The organism is Lysobacter solisilvae, assembly GCF_016613535.2.
In the GTDB taxonomy this organism is placed as follows: Bacteria; Pseudomonadota; Gammaproteobacteria; order Xanthomonadales; family Xanthomonadaceae; genus Agrilutibacter; species Agrilutibacter solisilvae.
Map to the genome: position 1 here is coordinate 3,230,435 of NZ_CP071518.1, position 16,444 is coordinate 3,246,878.

Annotated in this window: 16 protein-coding genes; 8 read left to right on the forward strand and 8 right to left on the reverse strand. The window is 68.4% G+C overall.

The features are described 5' to 3' along the window. Positions 1 to 39 precede the first annotated feature (39 nt). A complete protein-coding gene (locus tag I8J32_RS14225) occupies positions 40 to 1,095 on the forward strand; it encodes a DUF1615 domain-containing protein (RefSeq protein WP_245156525.1) in 1,056 nt (351 codons plus the stop codon). A 29-nt stretch (positions 1,096 to 1,124) separates the two neighbouring features. Here the strand turns inward: I8J32_RS14225 and I8J32_RS14230 are convergent, their stop codons facing one another. After that, positions 1,125 to 2,657: a tetratricopeptide repeat protein gene (locus tag I8J32_RS14230; protein WP_200615725.1), complete on the reverse strand. Its 1,533-nt coding sequence runs from the start codon at positions 2,655 to 2,657 to the stop codon at positions 1,125 to 1,127. 370 nt (positions 2,658 to 3,027) lie between these two features. Between I8J32_RS14230 and I8J32_RS14235 the strand changes: the two genes are divergently transcribed. The 3 genes from I8J32_RS14235 (at position 3,028) to I8J32_RS14245 (ending at position 4,229) form a co-directional block, all read left to right on the forward strand. Further along, a complete protein-coding gene (locus I8J32_RS14235) occupies positions 3,028 to 3,351 on the forward strand; it encodes a YkgJ family cysteine cluster protein (protein ID WP_200615727.1) in 324 nt (107 codons plus the stop codon). A gap of 11 nt (positions 3,352 to 3,362) precedes the next feature. After that, on the forward strand, positions 3,363 to 3,587 hold the full coding sequence (locus I8J32_RS14240; protein ID WP_200615728.1) for a hypothetical protein: 225 nt from the start codon (positions 3,363 to 3,365) through the stop codon (positions 3,585 to 3,587). 96 nt (positions 3,588 to 3,683) lie between these two features. Then, the gene (locus tag I8J32_RS14245; RefSeq protein WP_200615729.1) at positions 3,684 to 4,229 is read left to right on the forward strand and encodes a peroxiredoxin; all 546 of its coding nucleotides are present in this window, start codon (positions 3,684 to 3,686) and stop codon (positions 4,227 to 4,229) included. A 41-nt stretch (positions 4,230 to 4,270) separates the two neighbouring features. Here I8J32_RS14245 and I8J32_RS14250 read toward each other — a convergent pair whose 3' ends face one another. From I8J32_RS14250 to I8J32_RS14260, 3 genes are all read right to left on the reverse strand, one after another. Further along, the gene (locus I8J32_RS14250) at positions 4,271 to 4,738 is read right to left on the reverse strand and encodes a YehS family protein (protein WP_200615730.1); all 468 of its coding nucleotides are present in this window, start codon (positions 4,736 to 4,738) and stop codon (positions 4,271 to 4,273) included. Between the two features lie 52 nt (positions 4,739 to 4,790). Beyond that, positions 4,791 to 5,261, reverse strand: coding sequence for a GNAT family N-acetyltransferase (locus tag I8J32_RS14255; RefSeq protein WP_200615732.1), 471 nt, complete (start codon positions 5,259 to 5,261; stop codon positions 4,791 to 4,793). Between the two features lie 221 nt (positions 5,262 to 5,482). Next, positions 5,483 to 6,736 (reverse strand): threonine synthase, encoded by a 1,254-nt coding sequence (locus I8J32_RS14260; protein ID WP_200615733.1) that lies wholly within the window; start codon positions 6,734 to 6,736, stop codon positions 5,483 to 5,485. 193 nt (positions 6,737 to 6,929) lie between these two features. Between I8J32_RS14260 and I8J32_RS14265 the strand changes: the two genes are divergently transcribed. Together I8J32_RS14265 and I8J32_RS14270 are read left to right on the forward strand one after the other, a co-directional pair. Further along, the gene (locus I8J32_RS14265) at positions 6,930 to 7,325 is read left to right on the forward strand and encodes a BlaI/MecI/CopY family transcriptional regulator (protein WP_200615734.1); all 396 of its coding nucleotides are present in this window, start codon (positions 6,930 to 6,932) and stop codon (positions 7,323 to 7,325) included. Then, complete coding sequence (locus I8J32_RS14270; protein ID WP_200615736.1) at positions 7,318 to 9,132, forward strand: M56 family metallopeptidase; 1,815 nt, start codon at positions 7,318 to 7,320, stop codon at positions 9,130 to 9,132. The genes I8J32_RS14265 and I8J32_RS14270 overlap by 8 nt, the downstream gene beginning before the upstream one ends. Before the next feature lie 72 nt (positions 9,133 to 9,204). Here I8J32_RS14270 and I8J32_RS14275 read toward each other — a convergent pair whose 3' ends face one another. Together I8J32_RS14275 and I8J32_RS14280 are read right to left on the reverse strand one after the other, a co-directional pair. Continuing rightward, positions 9,205 to 10,653, reverse strand: a complete 1,449-nt coding sequence (locus I8J32_RS14275) for a M20/M25/M40 family metallo-hydrolase (protein ID WP_245156342.1) — start codon at positions 10,651 to 10,653, stop codon at positions 9,205 to 9,207. 268 nt (positions 10,654 to 10,921) lie between these two features. Continuing rightward, positions 10,922 to 11,884 carry a sensor domain-containing diguanylate cyclase gene (locus I8J32_RS14280; RefSeq protein WP_200615739.1) on the reverse strand — a complete coding sequence of 321 codons (963 nt, stop codon included), beginning with the start codon at positions 11,882 to 11,884 and terminating at the stop codon, positions 10,922 to 10,924. 730 nt (positions 11,885 to 12,614) lie between these two features. Between I8J32_RS14280 and I8J32_RS14285 the strand changes: the two genes are divergently transcribed. After that, the gene (locus tag I8J32_RS14285) at positions 12,615 to 12,812 is read left to right on the forward strand and encodes a hypothetical protein (protein WP_200615740.1); all 198 of its coding nucleotides are present in this window, start codon (positions 12,615 to 12,617) and stop codon (positions 12,810 to 12,812) included. Positions 12,813 to 12,912: 100 nt separating this feature from the next. Here the strand turns inward: I8J32_RS14285 and I8J32_RS14290 are convergent, their stop codons facing one another. Both I8J32_RS14290 and I8J32_RS14295 read right to left on the reverse strand, forming a co-directional pair. After that, entirely contained in the window at positions 12,913 to 14,109 is a 1,197-nt protein-coding gene (locus I8J32_RS14290) for a M23 family metallopeptidase (protein WP_200615741.1), read from the reverse strand. Between the two features lie 432 nt (positions 14,110 to 14,541). After that, entirely contained in the window at positions 14,542 to 15,369 is an 828-nt protein-coding gene (locus tag I8J32_RS14295; protein WP_200615742.1) for an alpha/beta fold hydrolase, read from the reverse strand. Between the two features lie 358 nt (positions 15,370 to 15,727). Here I8J32_RS14295 and I8J32_RS14300 point away from each other — a divergent pair, with 358 nt between their 5' ends. After that, positions 15,728 to 16,444 (forward strand): hypothetical protein, encoded by a 717-nt coding sequence (locus I8J32_RS14300; RefSeq protein WP_200615744.1) that lies wholly within the window; start codon positions 15,728 to 15,730, stop codon positions 16,442 to 16,444.

Consider the following 16,444-nt stretch of genomic DNA (forward strand, 5'->3'; position numbering starts at 1 on the left):
AACGGGCGGCGCCTGGCAACCGGCCTGCTCGTTGCCGCGATGCTAATCACGGCCTGCCAACCGCCGGCGCCCCGATACCAGCCGACCCCCGAGCAGGTGCGCGCGCAGATTCGGCGGCTGCTGCCCTCGACGCTGGCTGATCGCGCCGGGTGGGCAGCCGACATCCAGTCCGCCTTCCAGTTACTGGAGCTTCCGCCCACGACCGCGAACCTGTGCGCCGTGTTGGCCGTGACGGAACAGGAATCGGGCTACAAGGCCGATCCGCCCGTCGAAGGCCTGGGTAGGATCGCGCGCGCCGAGATCGAACGACGCGCGCGTGCCAAGGGCGTGCCGGCCCTGGCCGTGAGGGGCCTGCTGCTGATCAAGGCGCCGGATGGGCGCAGCTATGGCGACAAGCTGGCGGCCGTGCGCACCGAGCGCGAACTCAGCGCGTTGTATGAGGAGCTGGCCGCGCGCGCGCCCTCATTCGGCCAGCGCCTGCTCGAGCGCGGCAACCCGGTCCGCACCGGCGGACCGATGCAGGTCAGCATCGACTACGCCCAGCGCCAGGTCCGCGCGCGCCCCTATCCCTACCCGATGGCCGGAACGCTGCGACGCGAGGTTTTCAGCCGCCGTGGCGGGATGTACTTCGGCATTGCGCACCTGCTCAAGTACCCCAACACCTACACGCGACACCTCTACCGGTTCGCCGACTTCAACGCAGGCCACTACGCCAGCCGCAATGCAGCCTTCCAGGCGGCGGTGAGCCAGGCCAGCGGCATCGCGCTGTCCCTGGACGGCGACCTGGTCGCGCATGGCTCCGACGCAGTCGGCGCAACCGAAGCCGCGGTGCGCTCGCTCGCGGGATCCCTCCAGCTCGATCACGACGAAATCCGCCGCGCGCTACGGCAGGGCGGCCAGTTCGACTTCGAAAAGTCCGACCTCTACCTGCGCGTGTTCGCATTGGCCGAAAAGCGAGCGGGCCGGCGCCTGCCCCGTGCACGCCTGCCCGGCATCCGCCTCGACAGCCCGAAAATCACCCGCCGCCTGACGACGGAATGGTTCGCGCAACGCGTGGAGACGCGCTACCGCGCGTGCGAGGCCCGTGCCCGCTGAAGCGGGCGCGGTGCCGACGTCCTGTCCGCTTACTTGGCGCCGTTCGCGGGCGCGGCTTGCGTCGCTGCCTTCGGCTTCGGCTTGCTGGCCAGCCAGCCCTTGATGTAGTCGACAAAATAGGCGTGATTGGTCCAGTTTGCCGGATCGGCGAATGCCAGGAACCGCTCCGCGGCATCATGGGCACCGGGGTCACCCAGGTCCTTGAGTGCCAGGGCCAGCAGGCGCCATGCCTCACCGTTGCGCGGAAACTCGGCCAGCATCTCCTTCGCGCACGCCGCCTGCGCCGCGACATTCTGTTCGAGCCAGTAGCTCTCGCAGATCATTTCGTTCGCGGACTCGCGGGTGTCGGTATCATCCATCGCGCGCTTGAACGCGGCACGTGCCTCCTCGAAGCGCTTGAGCCTGCGCAGGACCGAGCCCAGTTCGTACGCTCCCCAGCCGTCCTTCGGGGCCAGTTCCTCCGCACGCCGGGCATCGGGAAGCGCGCGGTCGAGATGGTTCAGCATCTCCAGGGAACGGGCGCGATCCTGATACGCCATGTTGCTCCTGGGATTGAAACGGATGGCCTGCGAGGCATACATCACGCTGTCCCAATACCGTCCCAGGTTTTTCACCGCGCGCGCGGTGGCATCCAAGTAGCTGGGCGACAATCGCGCCGTCTGTTCCAGCACCGGCGCCATCTCCGCCCGCTCCGGGTGCTGCGAGGCCTCCTGGCCCATCTCGTTCCCACGCAACGCGCCCAGCGCGGGGTTGTCCTGCTCGCGCGCCCGCGCCATCGCCACCAGGTGGCGCATCCCTTCCAGCGAACCGCCCCAGCGCGGCTGTTCGGCCCAGAGCAGGCTCGACATCACCCGGTAGGATGCGGCGTCCGCCTTCAGGCAGGCCTGCATGCCCACGCGCTGTGCGAGGTCGCTGCTGCTGGCGCCGATGGCGATCAGGCGATCGCAGGCCGGCAGCAGCCGCGGGTTCTTCTTCATTGCGAAATCCAGGTCCGGTATGGCCTGGGCGAACAGTTCGTTCATTCGCTGCACGCGCTGTGCGGACGTGTCCTTCATCCGTGCCTTGCCACGCGCCTCCCACCCCGCGTCGACCAGGTGCCACGCGCGCGCGGTCCGGGCATACGTGCTCTTGGGCGACTGCTCCACCCAGCGTTGCGCGAGACGGCCAGCGCGTTCGCCGTGGTCGAAGACGTCGTACGCGCGGAAGATGCGGTCGCGATGGGCCGGCGGCTGGAACTGCGACGCCAGCAAGGCCGCGTAGCGCTCGTCGAGCACCTTGCCGCCGTCCTCGCCGTCCAGCGTCTTCTCGATCTCGTCCAGCGAGATTTCCTCGGCCATGAGGGCGCACAGGGCTTCGGCCGTCCCGGGCAGCCAGTCGTTGCCAGGCAGTGCCGGATACGCCAGGCAGCGTTCGCGGGGATCGGTGATGGCTTCGGCGCGCTCCACGGCGTCCAGGTAGGCCTGCATCTGCGCCGTGGGCTTCTGGGGCTCCGGCTCCTGCCCGTGCGCTGCACCGGTGGCCAGGATCAACGCCAGCACAGCCTGCCGATAGTCCAGTCGCATCACTCATCCCCTTGCTGAAGTGCGCGGCACGTTACGGGAAATGGCGCATGGCGAAAAGCTGCGGCGGATGGCCCTTGCCCGCAAAGTGCCCCGCCCGCCGCCAGGAGGCCCTTCGGGGGCGCCGCGGCCGCGCGCCGGCCTCCCTTCGTGCCACCGGGACCCCGCCATGGAGCCCTTGCGGCTCCCTGAACGGGCCCGCATGCCGTTTGGGTGTAGGCTGGCCGAACGATTGATCCGCGCGTTCCGTACGACCTCCCGGTCGCCCGCCTCGCTTCCATTCACGCGGCCCCGCAGACGGGGCGTCCCCGGGAGCGTCTTTGCCCAGCTCGTCCACCCGCCTCGCACGGCCTCGCGCCGTTGCCCCGTCGACATGACCACGTCCGATGGAGCCCTCGCCACCCAGGTTGAGTGCGGCACCTGCGACGCCGTGTGCTGCCGGCTGCCGGTGGTGCTCATGCCCGACGACGACGTGGCCGGACACCTGGCCACCCGGACGGCCGAAGGGCTTCGCGTGATGGCCCGCGACGAGGACGGCTGGTGTGTCGCCCTCGACAGCGCCCACATGCGCTGTTCCATCTACGCTTCGCGGCCGGCCATCTGCCGCAGTTTCCGCATGGGCGGCGCGCACTGTCTGGACGTGCGCGCCGACTACGCCGACCACCGCGCCCGCGGTATTCCACTCACGCTGTACTGACGGAGACCCCCATGGCGCGCACACCGCCCCCCGACGATCGAACCTTCCGCAGGAAGGAGCCTGATTCCCGGCTGCTGACCAGCCAGACCATCGCCGACCACCTCAAGGCCTTCGAGTCGTCCGGCGGCCATATCGAGGTACTGGGCGTGACCCATGTACTGAAGAAGCTGGAAATCGCCAGCCCGGGCGGCACGCCCTTGCAGCCCAACGCGCGCGCCACCGGCCGGCGGCCCTGACCAGAGCCTGCGCGACTGGCCGATCGCCAGCGCCTGGCATCACCGCGCGTGGGCGCAGTGTTCTATGGTAGGCGGCATCCCACCGGAGCTCCTGCCATGAAGCATGCGTCCAAGCTTGGCCTGATCGGCCTCATCGGCACCCTCGCGCTGGCGGCCCCGTCGCTGGCCGCGCTCAAGGTCGGCGCCCAGGCGCCCGATTTCAGCGCACCGGCCTATCTGGCCGGCAAGCCCTTCACCTTCAAGCTGGCCGATGCCCTGAAGAAGGGTCCGGTCGTGGTGTATTTCTTCCCCGCCGCACACACCCCGGGCTGCAACCTGGAGGCGCACCAGTTCTCCCAGGCCATCGACAAGTTCAAGGCCCAGGGCGCCAGCGTGATCGGCGTGACGGCCGGCAACGTCGAGGAGCTGGCCGATTTCTCCAGGGAAACCGAACACTGCGGCGGCAAGTTCCCGGTCGCCGCCGATCCGGGCGCGAAGATCGCCAGGCAGTACGACGCCCTGCTCACCGCCAAACCCGAGTGGTCGAGCCGGACGTCCTACGTGATCTCGAAGTCCGGCGCCATCGTGCACGTGTATTCCGAGCTCAATCCGAACAAGCACGTGCAGGAAATGCTTGAAGCGGTGAAATCGCTGGAGAAGTAGCGGCCGGGGTTTGGCTTGGAATTCCCGGACCAGACCGACGCCTACCCGCGCACGCGCAGCGTGAGGCCCTTCAGGAAATTGCGCAGCATCTGGTCGCCGCAGGGGCGGTAATTCTTGTGACCGGGCTGGCGGAACAGCGCGGTCAGTTCCGGCTTCGACACCGGGAAGCCCGCCGCGGCGAAGGTGTCGTGCATGTCGACGTCCTTGAGCTCGAAGGCCACCCGCAGCTTCTTGAGCACCAGGTTGTTGGTGATGCGCTTTTCCACCGGCCGTGGCGGCAGGCTTTCGTCGCGGCCGCGCAGGTAGACGACCAGCCCGTCGAGCACATGCGCCAGCACCCGGTCGTTGCACGGCTGGTATTCGGGATCGTCCTCCTTGCGCAGGAAGGCCTGCACGTCGGACTTGTCCAGCTCGAACGCCGGGTCGGCCAGGCGGCCGATGTCAGCCACCTTGCCATCGCTCAGGTCCAGCATGTAGCGGACCGCGCGCAGGACATCGTTGTTGATCATGGGTAGCCGTCCGCGTGCTGGGGGCGCCAGTGTGAACCAGCGCGATGTGGCATCAAAGCGCCTTTTCGTAGCGCCAGACTTCCAGGTCGAAGGGGCCGACCGTGGTTTCCACCGCGATGACGACGGTTCCCACGCGCGACCAGCCGCATTTCTCGTAGAACCGCGCGGCCCGGTCGTTGCCGATGGCGCAGGCCAGCCACGCGGTGCGCACACCCGCCTGCGCGAGCCGCGCTTCGGCGTCGGCGGTAAGCAGGGCGGCCGCGCCCGAACCCCGCGCCGTCGCCGCGACAAACAGCTGGTAGAGCTCGTCGTGCTCGATCACGCACAGGCCTGCCGGCTCGCCGTCGATTTCGACGACCCGCACATTGGCCATCCGGGCCTGCAGCCGATCGCGGAAGTTGTCCCAGGTCCGCAACTGGCGCAACGCGGCCGGCAGGATCTGCGCGTGCGCGTCCTGCCAGCCGTCGTACCAGATCGAGGCGAGCCGATCGAGGTCGGCGGGAACCGCATTTCTCAGTTGCATGCATTCACCTGTCGGAAGCCGTGACGGGCGCCATCCGCGTGGGCGTCGGCCGCCGTCCCGTCGGACGCGATGCCACGTTGCACCAGGCTCGGGATCGCAGAACGGCGGGGCAATTGTCGCGCTTCGCGCACCCGCATGTCCCGTTCGAAACGCAGACATGAACGTGAAGGCGGCCGCTTCCTTCGCATCCTTCTTCCGGACCGGCAAGCTCGGGCGTGGTCCTAGGGCATCAGGTCGCGGATCGCCGGCAGGTACTTCTCCGCCGAACCCGTATTGACGACCACCACCCGTTCCCCCGCCTTCACCAGGCCGCGCTCGATCAGTTGCGGCAGCGCCGCCAGGCACGCGGCGCCTTCGGGCCCGATCCAGCCGTGCGTCTGCTGCCACACCCGCGAGAACTCCGCGGCGATGTCGCCCTCCTCCACCGCCACGCACGCGCCGCCGCTTGCACGGACGATCTGCAGCACGCGGAAGTGACCGACGCCTGCCGGCACGTTGAGTCCAAACGCGATCGTGCCGGGGCCAGAGGCGGCCGTGGTGTCTTCCCGCCCTTCGTCGAAGGCGCGCACCAGTGGCGCCATCGCACTGCTCTGCACGCACAACATCCGCGGACGCCGCGCGTCGATCAGGCCGAGCGCTTCCAGTTCATCCCAGGCTTTCCACATGCCCAGCACGCCGGTACCGCCACCGGTGGGATAGACCACGGCGTCGGGCAGCGACCAGCGGGTGTCGCCCGGGGCGGGTTCGGCGAGCTCCAGGCCCAGGGATTTCTTGCCCTCGATGCGCCAACCCGGTTCCTGGAACGTGGCCACCGAGAACCAGCCGTGTTCCAGGTACTGCGCCTTGAGCAGCGCGCCGGCTTCGCGGATGGTGGGTCCGGCCAGCTCGAGCACCACCTGCCCCGGGTGCATGTGTGCCGCGGCGGCCACGTTGCCCAGGATCGGCGAAGGCGTGTCCGGCGGCATCGCGACCACCACCGACAATCCGCCGGCGATGCCATAGCGCACCAGCGAATCGCCGGCATTTCCCTGCGTGGGCACCGCCAGGCGCGACAGGCCCAGCCTGCGTGCCTGCGCAACGACCATCGCCATGCCGCGGTCCTTGAAGCTCTGCGTCGGGTTGGCGCCAAACCCGGCGTGCGGGCGCCCTTCGTCCTTCACCGACAGCGCCAGGCCCGCGGCGCGCGCCACGGGGTGGTCGGCGTAGTCGAGCAGCGGCGTACAGCCTTCGCCCAGCGGCACGATGTGCGCGGCGTCGGCCGGGTCGGTGATGTCCAGCGCCATGAGGCCGCCGAAGCGCCACATGTCACGACGCGACGGGTCATACCAGGCACCGTCCGCCCGCTCGCGCGCGAGGCGCTCCAGGTCCAGGACCATTTCGACCGGACGGCCGTCCACGGGATCGAGGTTCATCGGCACGTCGGAGGAATACCCCTGTCCCGACGAAATGCCGCGAAGGCCGCTCACGTAGCCCATGTCGCTCCCTCCCTGTGCCCGGGAGGATCGTGCCGCCCGACCGGCGCGGGAGGCAAGTGAACACGGCGTCGGCGGAACGGGACGCGCCACTGCTCATCGAGCCGCCCCCTGCCATCAGTCATAGACCAGAATGTCTAGACAATCCGGTCTATGTGATCTACGGTGCACTCCTCGCCCTCCAATCCCATTCCCGATGCCCCGCAAACCCATCAAGGCACCCAAGCCCACGCCGGCCGAACTCGATCTGCTGCGGGTCGTCTGGCGCCTGGGCCCGGCCACGGTGAAGGACGTCCATCAGGCCCGCCTGCCGGAGAAGCCCGACCTGGCCTACGCCAACGTGCTGCGACTGATGCAGGTGATGCATGGCAAGGGCCTGCTGCTGCGCGACGAGAGCCAGCGCTCCCATGTCTACCGTGCGGCCCATGCGCCCGACGCGCTGCGCACGAACCTGCTGCGCGAGCTGATCCAGAAGGCCTTCGCCGGTTCCGGCAAGGACCTTGTCCTGGCGGCGTTGTCGGACCACGTCACCGGCAAGGAACGCGAAGAGATCCGTCGACTGCTCGCACAAGCGGAGCACTCCAATGACTGACTGGCAACCGATGTTCATCAGTGCGCTTGGCCAGGTGCTGGTCGATTTCCTGTGGCAGGGCGCGCTGATCGGCGTGGCGGCCGCGATCGGCATGTCGGTGTTGCGCGATGCGCGTCCGCAGCTTCGCTACGCCCTGGCATGCGCCGCCCTGCTCGCCTGCGTCCTGGCGCCGGCACTGGGGCTGCTGTCTGCCCTGGGATCGGACGCGACCGTCGCCGCTGTAGCAGGCGGCACGACGGACGTCGTGCAATTGTCGATCCGCCCCCTCGGTCCGCACCTCACGGGCGCGGGTCTGGATGACGTGCTGCCCTGGATCGTGGCCGCCTGGGCCGCAGGAGCGGGCGCACTGTCGCTGCGCATGGCGCTGGGTGTGTGCTGGATCCAGCGCCTGCGCAACACGCCGCAGGGCCGCGCGCACGCCGTGTGGCAGCAGCGGCTGGACGTCCTGGCCGCCCGCTTCGGCCTCGATGCGATCGCGCTGCGCGTGGTGGATACGCTGGATTCGCCCGCCTCCGCCGGCTGGTGGCGCCCGGTCGTGCTGCTGCCCACCGCCCTGCTCTCGCGCATGCCGGTCGAACTGGTCGAGGCCCTGCTGGCGCACGAACTGGCGCACATCCGCCGCCACGACTATCTGGTCAACCTGTTGCAGGGCGCCATCGAGGCCCTCCTGTTCTACCACCCGGTTACCTGGTGGCTGTCGCGCCGGATCCGCATCGAGCGCGAGCTCATCGCCGACCAGCTCGCCGCGCAGGCGCTGGGTGAGCCACGCCGGCTGGCCCGGGCCCTGTCGGAACTGTCCGAAATCCGCCACCTCCATTCACCCTCGCTCCACTTCGCACAAGCCGCCCATGGAGGGCATCTCATGTCACGCATCGAACAGCTGGTCCGCCCCGGACGCCGCACCGGCGGCCGCATCGCCTTCCCGCTACTGGGCCTGGCCGCCGCCTGCCTGGCCTTCTATGCACACGCGCAGATCGGCGGCACGCAGAGCGCGCCGACCGCCAAGCCGGCCACCGCCGCGTCGGCGCCGACGCATGCCACCCGGATGCATGGCGGCGACCGCACGCGCGAAACCTTCGCCCTGGTACGCAAGGACTCCGCCGGGATCACCATGTCCGGCTCCAGCGACGACATGCCCGCCATCCGTCGCGCCAAGAGCACGATGGGCAGCGACTTCGTCTGGTTCCGCCGCGACAACCGCGCCTGGGTGGTGTCCGATCCGTCCACCGTCGCCCGCGCGCAGGAAGCCTGGCGCGAAGTGGAAAAGGTCGGCGCCCGGATGGAGGCCCTGGGCAGCGAGATGGAAGTGCACAGCGAGCGCATGGAGAAGCTCAGCCAGCAGATGGAATCGGCCGCGCCGGACCACACCATGAACGCCGAGATGGAAGCGGCCTCCAAGCGCATGGAAGCCCTGGCCGCGCAGCAGGAAGCACTCGCGGGCAAGCAGGAGGCCCTCGCCCTGTCCCTGGCCGCGGGCAACCAGGCCGAGCGATCGAAGGCCGAGCGCGAGATGCAGGCGCTGTCGGCGCAGATGGAGAGTCTGTCGAGCCAGATGGAAGCCGAGTCCGACCGGATGCAGGCCGAATCGACCCGGATGGAAGCCAGGCTGGAGCCCCTCAATGCCCTGAGCCGTCAGATGGAAGACGCCAGCAAGCCGATGGAAGCCCTGAGCGCCCGCATGGACGCGCTGGGCAAGGAACACGACGCGCTGGCGCGCACGGCCGAAGGCGAGATGAAAGCGCTGATCGATGACGCGATGAGCAAGGGCCTGGCGACGCCCGCGCCGGCCGCGGACGACGCACGGTGAGCGCCGCGGGGAAGGGGCACGCCCCTTCCCCACTGCGCGACAGGCGCGGAACTCCCGGTTGGATTCGGCCGGTTACTTGCCCAGTTCGTACAGGTATTCGACGAAGGACATGACCGCGCCGTCGTAACCCTGCACCTTCGGATTGGAAGGCTCGATCACCAGGAATTCGTCCGGGGCATGCGCGCCGCCGCCGTGACCCAGGCCGAAGTGGCCCGAGGCCAGGCTCAGTGGCTTGTCGGTGAAGACGAAACCGGGATAGGAACCGGCATTGCGGGGCCAGAAGAACGGATCGAGCCCCAGGCGCTTCAGCGTGGCCATCTGCGCCTGCACCAGCGGTGCATCGGCTGCCGTCTGGGTCGGGTCGTATCCGCCGCTGACGTTGACCTCGATGTCGCCATACCCGCGCTTGGCCAGGTGCGACTTCAGGGCGGCGACCGCGTCGTCCTTCTTCATGCCAGGCACCAGGCGCATGTCGATCTTCGCCACGGCGCGATGCGGCAGCACCGTCTTGCCCCCAGGCCCCGTATAGCCGCCGACCAGGCCTTCGATGTTGACGGTCGGCTGCGAGACCAGGCGCTCGTTGGCCTGCTGCCAGGCCAGGTCATCGATCCAGTGCTTCACGCCGAGTTGCGCCTTGACCCTCTCTTCGTTGCGGCGCGCCGCCGCCACGGCGACCATCGCCTTGTCCCCGGCGCTGATCGCAGGGGCCTTGGGATAGCCATCGATGGTGACGGTATTGCCGTCCTCGGAGACCAGCGTGTTCAGCGCCTTGACCAGCCGCCACGCCGGGCTGTCCACCATCGCCTTGAGCGAGGAATGCACGTCCTTGGCCGGGCCGCGCCCCCACTTCTCGCCACTGGCGACCAGTTCCAGTTCGACCACGCCCTTCGCGCCCAGGCTGACCTGCACGGCGCCTTCGGCGTCCTGCGACGCCGCGGGCATGAACACCCCAACCGTATCGCGCAACGCGGCGGCCACCTCGGGCCTGTGCACCAGCTGCGCGATGTGCGGTGAGCCGATTTCCTCCTCACCTTCCGCCACCAGCACCAGGTTGACCGGCACCTTCTCGTGCGCATCGCGAATGGCGTGCAGGGCGGCCAGCAGCGCCGACTCGGGGCCCTTCTGGTTCACCGCGCCACGCCCGACCATCACCTTGCCCAGGCCCGGCTTGTCCACCAGCCGCGCTTCCAGCGGCGGAGAAGTCCACTCGGCCGGGTCGTACTGCTTCACGTCGTACATGAAGTACAGGCCGACCGTCTTGGCCGCACCGGCGTCGAGGGTGGCGAAAACCCCCGGCTTGCCGTCGGTGTCCAGGATCTCGACCTTCTGGAAGCCGGCCTCCCGCGCGAGCCGGGCCATGTACTCGGCACCCTGCCGTGAGTTGAGGTTCTCCGCGGCAATCGAAGGAAGCGCGATCCAGTCCTGCAGGCGCTTGATCGACACGTCGTGCTGCCGCGTGACCTGGTCGCGGATGGCGGCGAGGTCCGGTTCCGCGGCACTGGCCGCAGCCGATGCGGCCATTGCCAGGGTCAGGGCAGACGCAAGCGTCCAACGGGAAAGACGTACCGCACGGGCGTGAGGCATTTCCAGGCTCCTGATGGTGGCGTGGAGCCATCTTACGAAAATCGACCGCGGCCAACCGGCGCGTCCGGGCGCCATGCCCCAGCCGGCAAATCCTGCAAGCCATGGCCCGATCTCGCGCACGAGCTGCCCAGGCTCCGGTGACGGCCACTGCAGGCAGGGTCCGCGGCCTGTCCGGCCACGCCGCCCTGCGCCAACAGCTGGCCCCTCAGGCGCGCTCTACCTCGGGCACCGCCTCGCTCACGATGCGGTTGCGACCCAGCTGCTTGGCCGCATAGAGGCGCTTGTCGACGCGCGCGATCAAGTCGAACGCGGTGCCCTCTTCCGTCGGGCGCTGCGTGGCGACGCCGACGCTGACGGTCAGCGTGCCGCCGACGCGGGACCCCTCGTGGACGATGCCCTGCTCCAGGATCACGTCGCGGCAGCGCTGCGCCACGCGCATGGCTGAAGGCGCATCGGTATCGGGCAGGACCATCACGAATTCCTCGCCACCGAACCGGCCCAGGAAGTCGCGTCCCCGCGTCGATGCCGAAAGCAGCGCCTGGGCCACGCGGCGCAGGCACTCGTCGCCCTGCAGGTGGCCGTAGTGGTCGTTGTACTGCTTGAAATAGTCGATATCCAGCATGATCAGCGACAGGGGCTGGCCGGCGCGCCGCGCTTCGTTCCACTCGCGCTCAAGCACCGCGTCGAACATGCGGCGGTTGGCCACGCCCGTGAGGCCATCCTGGTAGGACAGCTCTTCCAGCCGGGCCTGCAGCTGTGCCAGTTGTTCCTCGCTGCGCTTGCGGTCGCGGATATCGAACATGAAGCCGACCAGCGAGCGGACGGCGCCGTCCTCGCCCCGCACTACATGGACCACGTCGCGGATCCAGACATAGTCGCCGTCGCGCGTCATGGCACGGTAGTCGGCTTCGTGGTCGGTTCCAGCCTGGGACTGCGCCACGCAGAACCCGACCACGCGCTCGCGGTCGTCGGGATGCATCCGCTCGACCCAGTCCTGCACGGTGACCCAGCTTTCCGGCGTCCATCCCAGCAGCGTCTCGATCTGGGGGCCGATGTAGGTGAAGCGCATGGTGGCCCAGTCGATGGTCCACGGAATCGCCTTGGTGGATTCGACCAGCGTCCGATAGACGTCGTGGTCGTGTTCGGGCCTTTCGGTACCGCTCGTCATGTCGCCCCCTGTCGGCGATGCGCTGGCATGAATGCAGGGCCCTGCGCAGGACCCAGCCGGCAGCATAGGGCGCTACCCGGCCGGAGGCGACAAGTCGCACGACCCACGGCAAATCCGGATGGCTGACTGGGTGCGTGGACGCCTCCGGACCGGGAGCGAAGCCAGGACCGTCCGCGACGCGCGCGTTGCCCCTTCCGGCGGAGATGGACGCACGCCCGCCCATGTCGGCGAGCCGCCCGTGCTGCACGGCCCGTGCCAGTCGACGACGGCGACGCGAGGACAATCCAGAATCTGCGCCAGACGCGCACCGGATCGGTGGAACACCGTGTCCTGCGATAGTCCGCGAGCGACGCGCCATCCACGCTGCCGCAACGGACACGACAAGACGCGACTGGCCCGCGCCAGCGCACTGAATTGGCATGCGCAACACGCAACGAGGTCGCATGCTCCGATGTACGCCCCCAACCGGGTGCCATCACTTTTGTCATGCCGCGCACCTGACGAGCGCGAATATCCGCGCTCGCCGACATGCATGCATTGCATCACGCGCCACGCGTTGACCCGCGCCTGGAAAAACGGGTGCATGCTTCCCGCGCGCCGGTCGCACGCCGGCGCGATCGAGGCAGGCGGACAGAACCCCCCGGTCGCTCGCAAAGGCCACCGCCTGCAAAAGTTCGCCGCGGCGTAACGAGCGACGCCGCCCGCGATGCGGCCGACCCGCAAGGTGCCCATGAACACGTCCGAACACCGCCTGGAACCTCCCCAATCCCATGCCGCGAAGATGTCGACGGCGACGGTGCGATTGTCGAAGCGCGACCCTGCTGCCGACGGCTGGCCTTCATTGCCGGCCGCCCCGCAGGTGCGACGCCGTTCGACCGATGCCCTGCCCTGGCGGCCGGAGAGCCCGCGGATGCGCTGGGAACGGTGAGGCTCGCCGGATGCAGCCGCCGGAATGCATGCACTCCGGCGGCTCATCCCGCAGCGCCGATCGGGACCTGCATCGGGCGCTTGCGACCTACTCACCTCGCTCAGGGGTTGTAGAACCAGCCCGAGCAGTACCGGTAGCCGTTCTTGCTCAGATAGAAGCGCGAGCAATAGGTGTCATAGCTGCTGCCCAGCGCGGTGATCTGGAAGCCGGACAGGTACACGCCATTCAAGTGGTAGTGGCTGCCGTTGTACTTGAGCGACCAGTGCTCGTGCGGGCCGGTGGAGGATCCACCGTTGCACAGCGCCTGCGAGGTGGTGTTGGCGGGATTGCCGATGCCGTAGTTCTTGTATACGTAGGCACCGGTGCCGTACTGCAGGTTCATCATGTGGTAGTAGGTGGTCGACCACCCACCGGTGTGCACGACCTCGGCGAAGCAGGAGGAGTGTCGCTTGAAGTATCCCGCGGCCGATGCCACCACCCAGGTGTTGCCCTGATAGCTGCCCCAGCCGCCGCCTTGGGACATGTCCAGCGAGGACATCGGCCAGGAACCCGAACCGGTGTTCGTGTGCGCGCCACCCACGTGCCATGACTGCCCACGCGGGAACGGGAACTGCAGGAAGCCGTTGACCGGACCGGCCTTGGTATTCACGTCGCCGTGGCTGAAGCGCCCCGAAGTCGTCGCCTTGCGCGGTCCGTTGAACAGCCGCCCATAGACCAGCTGGAAGGCACCATCGCCCAGCAGCGCGGCGCTGGCGCTGCTCTCACCCGCGCGCAGGTACAGCGCCTGCAGGGGGTTGGCCGACGACAGCGTCGCCAGGCCCTTGGGCGTCACCGCCGGCACCGGCGGTGCGTACAGCGACCGGCGCAACGCAAGGGCCACGTCGCGCGTCTGCTCGTTGAATCCGGTGGCCTTGGACAGCGCACCGAACGGTCGCCGCATCGACTGCGCGCCGCCACGACGGGACACCACCCCGCTCTGCTGCTCCATGAGTGCGATCAGCACCTTGGGACTGATACCGCTGTAGCCGGCCCAGTGCGAGATCACCTCCGCGTGCGGGCGCAGGTGCGGCGCGTGCTTGCCCAGGTAGGCGGGAATGTCGAAATCGAACATCTCGTCGTAGGAATACACCAGGTCCTGTGCACCCAGAACTGTTGCCGGCTGTGATTGCCGCTGCAGCGCGGGCTTGCCGGTGCTGCTGCGTGGGAGGCCGTTTCCAGCCCAGGCCGCGCCCGCGGTCCCGACGGCGAGCGCCATCGCCAGCAACAGCGTCCTGCGGGACCAATTGTGTTTGTTCATCTGCATCGTCCTTGCCAGTGCGGCGGCTGAACTGCGATCACCCGCCGGCCCCTGCGGACGCGCACGGGCCGCGCTTGCGCGACCTCGACGCACCCGCCGCCAAGGGGTGCGATGCCATGGAATCTAGTCGCGGCGGGGTCCGCGCGCCCGCAACGGCAGGAGGCAAACCGAGAACGCACGCACGTTTCCGCTTATGCCAAAAAGGAATGGAATTGCATCGGAGCGCGGCTGTCTTGTGGATAACCCATCGCCAGAACGCCGCGTTGGCGGGCCGCGGCCCGCGCAGCGGCATTCGAGCAAGAGTCGTCATGGCCAGCGCGTGCGCCTTCGCGGGCCTTCATTGAGCGAGGTGAAGTCCAGCCGCGCTCCGCGAGGCGGAACGCGCCGCCCCTGGCAACGCAGGACCTCGCGGCGTGCCCGCGCAAAGCGCCGCTAGTCTTTCAGGAAGTCCAGCAACGCTTCGTTGAACTCATCGGCGTGACTCAGGTTGCATCCATGCGGGGCATCGCGCAGGAGCACCAGGCGGCTGCCGGCGATGGCGGCATGCGTGCGCTTGCCGGACCCCTCGAATGGCACCGTGGCGTCGCTGTCACCGTGCAGCACCAGGACGGGCACGGTGATCTTCTTCAGGTCGTCACGGAAATCCGTGGTCGCGAACGCTTTCATGCAACCCAGCGCGGCGCGCTGGTCCGACTGCCGGCACACCGCCAGCGCTTCCTGCCGCTGCGCTTCACTCACTTTCAGCACGTCGTTCGCGCTGAAGAAAACTGTGGTGAACTTGTCGAAGTAGCCTTCGCGATCGTCCTTGAGGCCCTCCTCCTTCTCACGCGCCTTCTCCGGCGTGAGCGGGCCGTCGGGATTGTCCGCCGACTTCATCAGGCACGGGGGCACGGCGGCGGCGAACACGACGCTTCGCAGGCGTTCCTCGCCGTGATTGGCCACGAAACGGGCCACTTCCCCACCGCCCATCGAGAACCCGACGAGTGTCACCTCGCGCAGGTCCAGGTCTTCCAGCAGGCCGGCCAGGTCCGCGGAGAGCGTGTCGTAGTCATAGCCATCGGCCGGCTTGTCCGAACGCCCGAATCCGCGCCGGTCGTAGGCGACGACGCGATAGCCCGCGCTGCGCAGCGGCCCGGTCTGGGCCTGCCATGACTGCGCCGACAAGGGCCAGCCGTGGATGAGGACCACGGGACGGCCATCACCTCCGCTGTCTTCCACATGGAGGCGCACGCGGCCGGCGATGGATTCATTGGCGGACATGGGGGTTCCTCGCGCGGGCCGGACGGCGGCCCCGAGTCGCGATGATGGCCAGCATCGCATCCGTCCCAGGTGAAGGTTGATTGCGGCGCTGATGGTCCCTTGGTGACGAGCTCTTCCACGCCGGCAGACGGCGCAATGGCGTCAACGAAGTCTTCGTGTGCAAACACCCGGGCCGGGCCCTTCGCGGTGCGAAGAGTCCCGTGATCTTTGCGTTAATTGGCCGAGCGTCCTGGCACCGCGCGTTCTTCATTAAGCCGGCGGCATTGCCGGCCACGCGCCCGGCAGGGATCCATTACCGGGACTTGAGGACCGCCACCGGCCGCAACTTGCACCGGTGGCATGCAGGCGAGGAAAAGCCATGGGATGCAAGAAGGAAACAGGAAACAAGGGCAGCGACTGCGTCGAACTGGAACAAGGCAGGCATTGGTTCGACGCATCGGAAACGGCCTGGCTGATAGGACAGGCCGTCCGCTACCTCAACGGCGCCGAGCCCACCGACGAGCGCCACTACCAGCACACCGTGGCGCTGCTGCGCGAGCACAAGGACGGCACCCGCGCCATCAGCCAGCTCGCCCACGCCACGTCGGAAGACCCGACGCTGCGCTGGAATCTGCTTCACGTCCTGGGTGACGCCGGCGACGTGAAGTCCGCCAAATACCTGGTGACCGCGGCGCTGGAGCCGTTGCCCGACCGGACCCGCGAGAAGGGTTGCGAAGGCCCGTTCGATACCGAACTGCTCAATCGCACCATGGCCGTGATCGCACTGGCCACTGTTGCAGGACGCCACAAGGACGCCGCACAGAGTCTGCTGAAGATCATCGGTTCGGCGCCGGCGCGTCCGGTGCTGATCGAAGCGGTCAAGGCCGCCGTGGACCTGGGCCTGCAGGACCGCGTACGAGAGATGCTCCCGGAGGAAGAGCGCTGGATCCTCGACATCAAACGCGTCAGTTATCGCGAGGTCAACGCGGACCCCGAACGCGAGGATGGCAAGGAAGTCGGCTACACGCCGCCCCGGCATCGTGCCGACCACACCGCGCCGAGCAGCAACGCTTGCTGCGGCTGCAGGGAGAACTGA

Excerpts from the sequence above, each read along its gene's own strand:
- I8J32_RS14225 (WP_245156525.1), top strand. The coding sequence starts at position 40 with ATGCTAATCACGGCCTGCCAACCGCCGGCGCCCCGATACCAGCCGACC.
- I8J32_RS14230 (WP_200615725.1), bottom strand. The coding sequence starts at position 2,657 with ATGCGACTGGACTATCGGCAGGCTGTGCTGGCGTTGATCCTGGCCACC.
- I8J32_RS14235 (WP_200615727.1), top strand. The coding sequence starts at position 3,028 with ATGACCACGTCCGATGGAGCCCTCGCCACCCAGGTTGAGTGCGGCACC.
- I8J32_RS14240 (WP_200615728.1), top strand. The coding sequence starts at position 3,363 with ATGGCGCGCACACCGCCCCCCGACGATCGAACCTTCCGCAGGAAGGAG.
- I8J32_RS14245 (WP_200615729.1), top strand. The coding sequence starts at position 3,684 with ATGAAGCATGCGTCCAAGCTTGGCCTGATCGGCCTCATCGGCACCCTC.
- I8J32_RS14250 (WP_200615730.1), bottom strand. The coding sequence starts at position 4,738 with ATGATCAACAACGATGTCCTGCGCGCGGTCCGCTACATGCTGGACCTG.
- I8J32_RS14255 (WP_200615732.1), bottom strand. The coding sequence starts at position 5,261 with ATGCAACTGAGAAATGCGGTTCCCGCCGACCTCGATCGGCTCGCCTCG.
- I8J32_RS14260 (WP_200615733.1), bottom strand. The coding sequence starts at position 6,736 with ATGGGCTACGTGAGCGGCCTTCGCGGCATTTCGTCGGGACAGGGGTAT.
- I8J32_RS14265 (WP_200615734.1), top strand. The coding sequence starts at position 6,930 with ATGCCCCGCAAACCCATCAAGGCACCCAAGCCCACGCCGGCCGAACTC.
- I8J32_RS14270 (WP_200615736.1), top strand. The coding sequence starts at position 7,318 with ATGACTGACTGGCAACCGATGTTCATCAGTGCGCTTGGCCAGGTGCTG.
- I8J32_RS14275 (WP_245156342.1), bottom strand. The coding sequence starts at position 10,653 with ATGGCCGCATCGGCTGCGGCCAGTGCCGCGGAACCGGACCTCGCCGCC.
- I8J32_RS14280 (WP_200615739.1), bottom strand. The coding sequence starts at position 11,884 with ATGACGAGCGGTACCGAAAGGCCCGAACACGACCACGACGTCTATCGG.
- I8J32_RS14285 (WP_200615740.1), top strand. The coding sequence starts at position 12,615 with ATGAACACGTCCGAACACCGCCTGGAACCTCCCCAATCCCATGCCGCG.
- I8J32_RS14290 (WP_200615741.1), bottom strand. The coding sequence starts at position 14,109 with ATGAACAAACACAATTGGTCCCGCAGGACGCTGTTGCTGGCGATGGCG.
- I8J32_RS14295 (WP_200615742.1), bottom strand. The coding sequence starts at position 15,369 with ATGTCCGCCAATGAATCCATCGCCGGCCGCGTGCGCCTCCATGTGGAA.
- I8J32_RS14300 (WP_200615744.1), top strand. The coding sequence starts at position 15,728 with ATGGGATGCAAGAAGGAAACAGGAAACAAGGGCAGCGACTGCGTCGAA.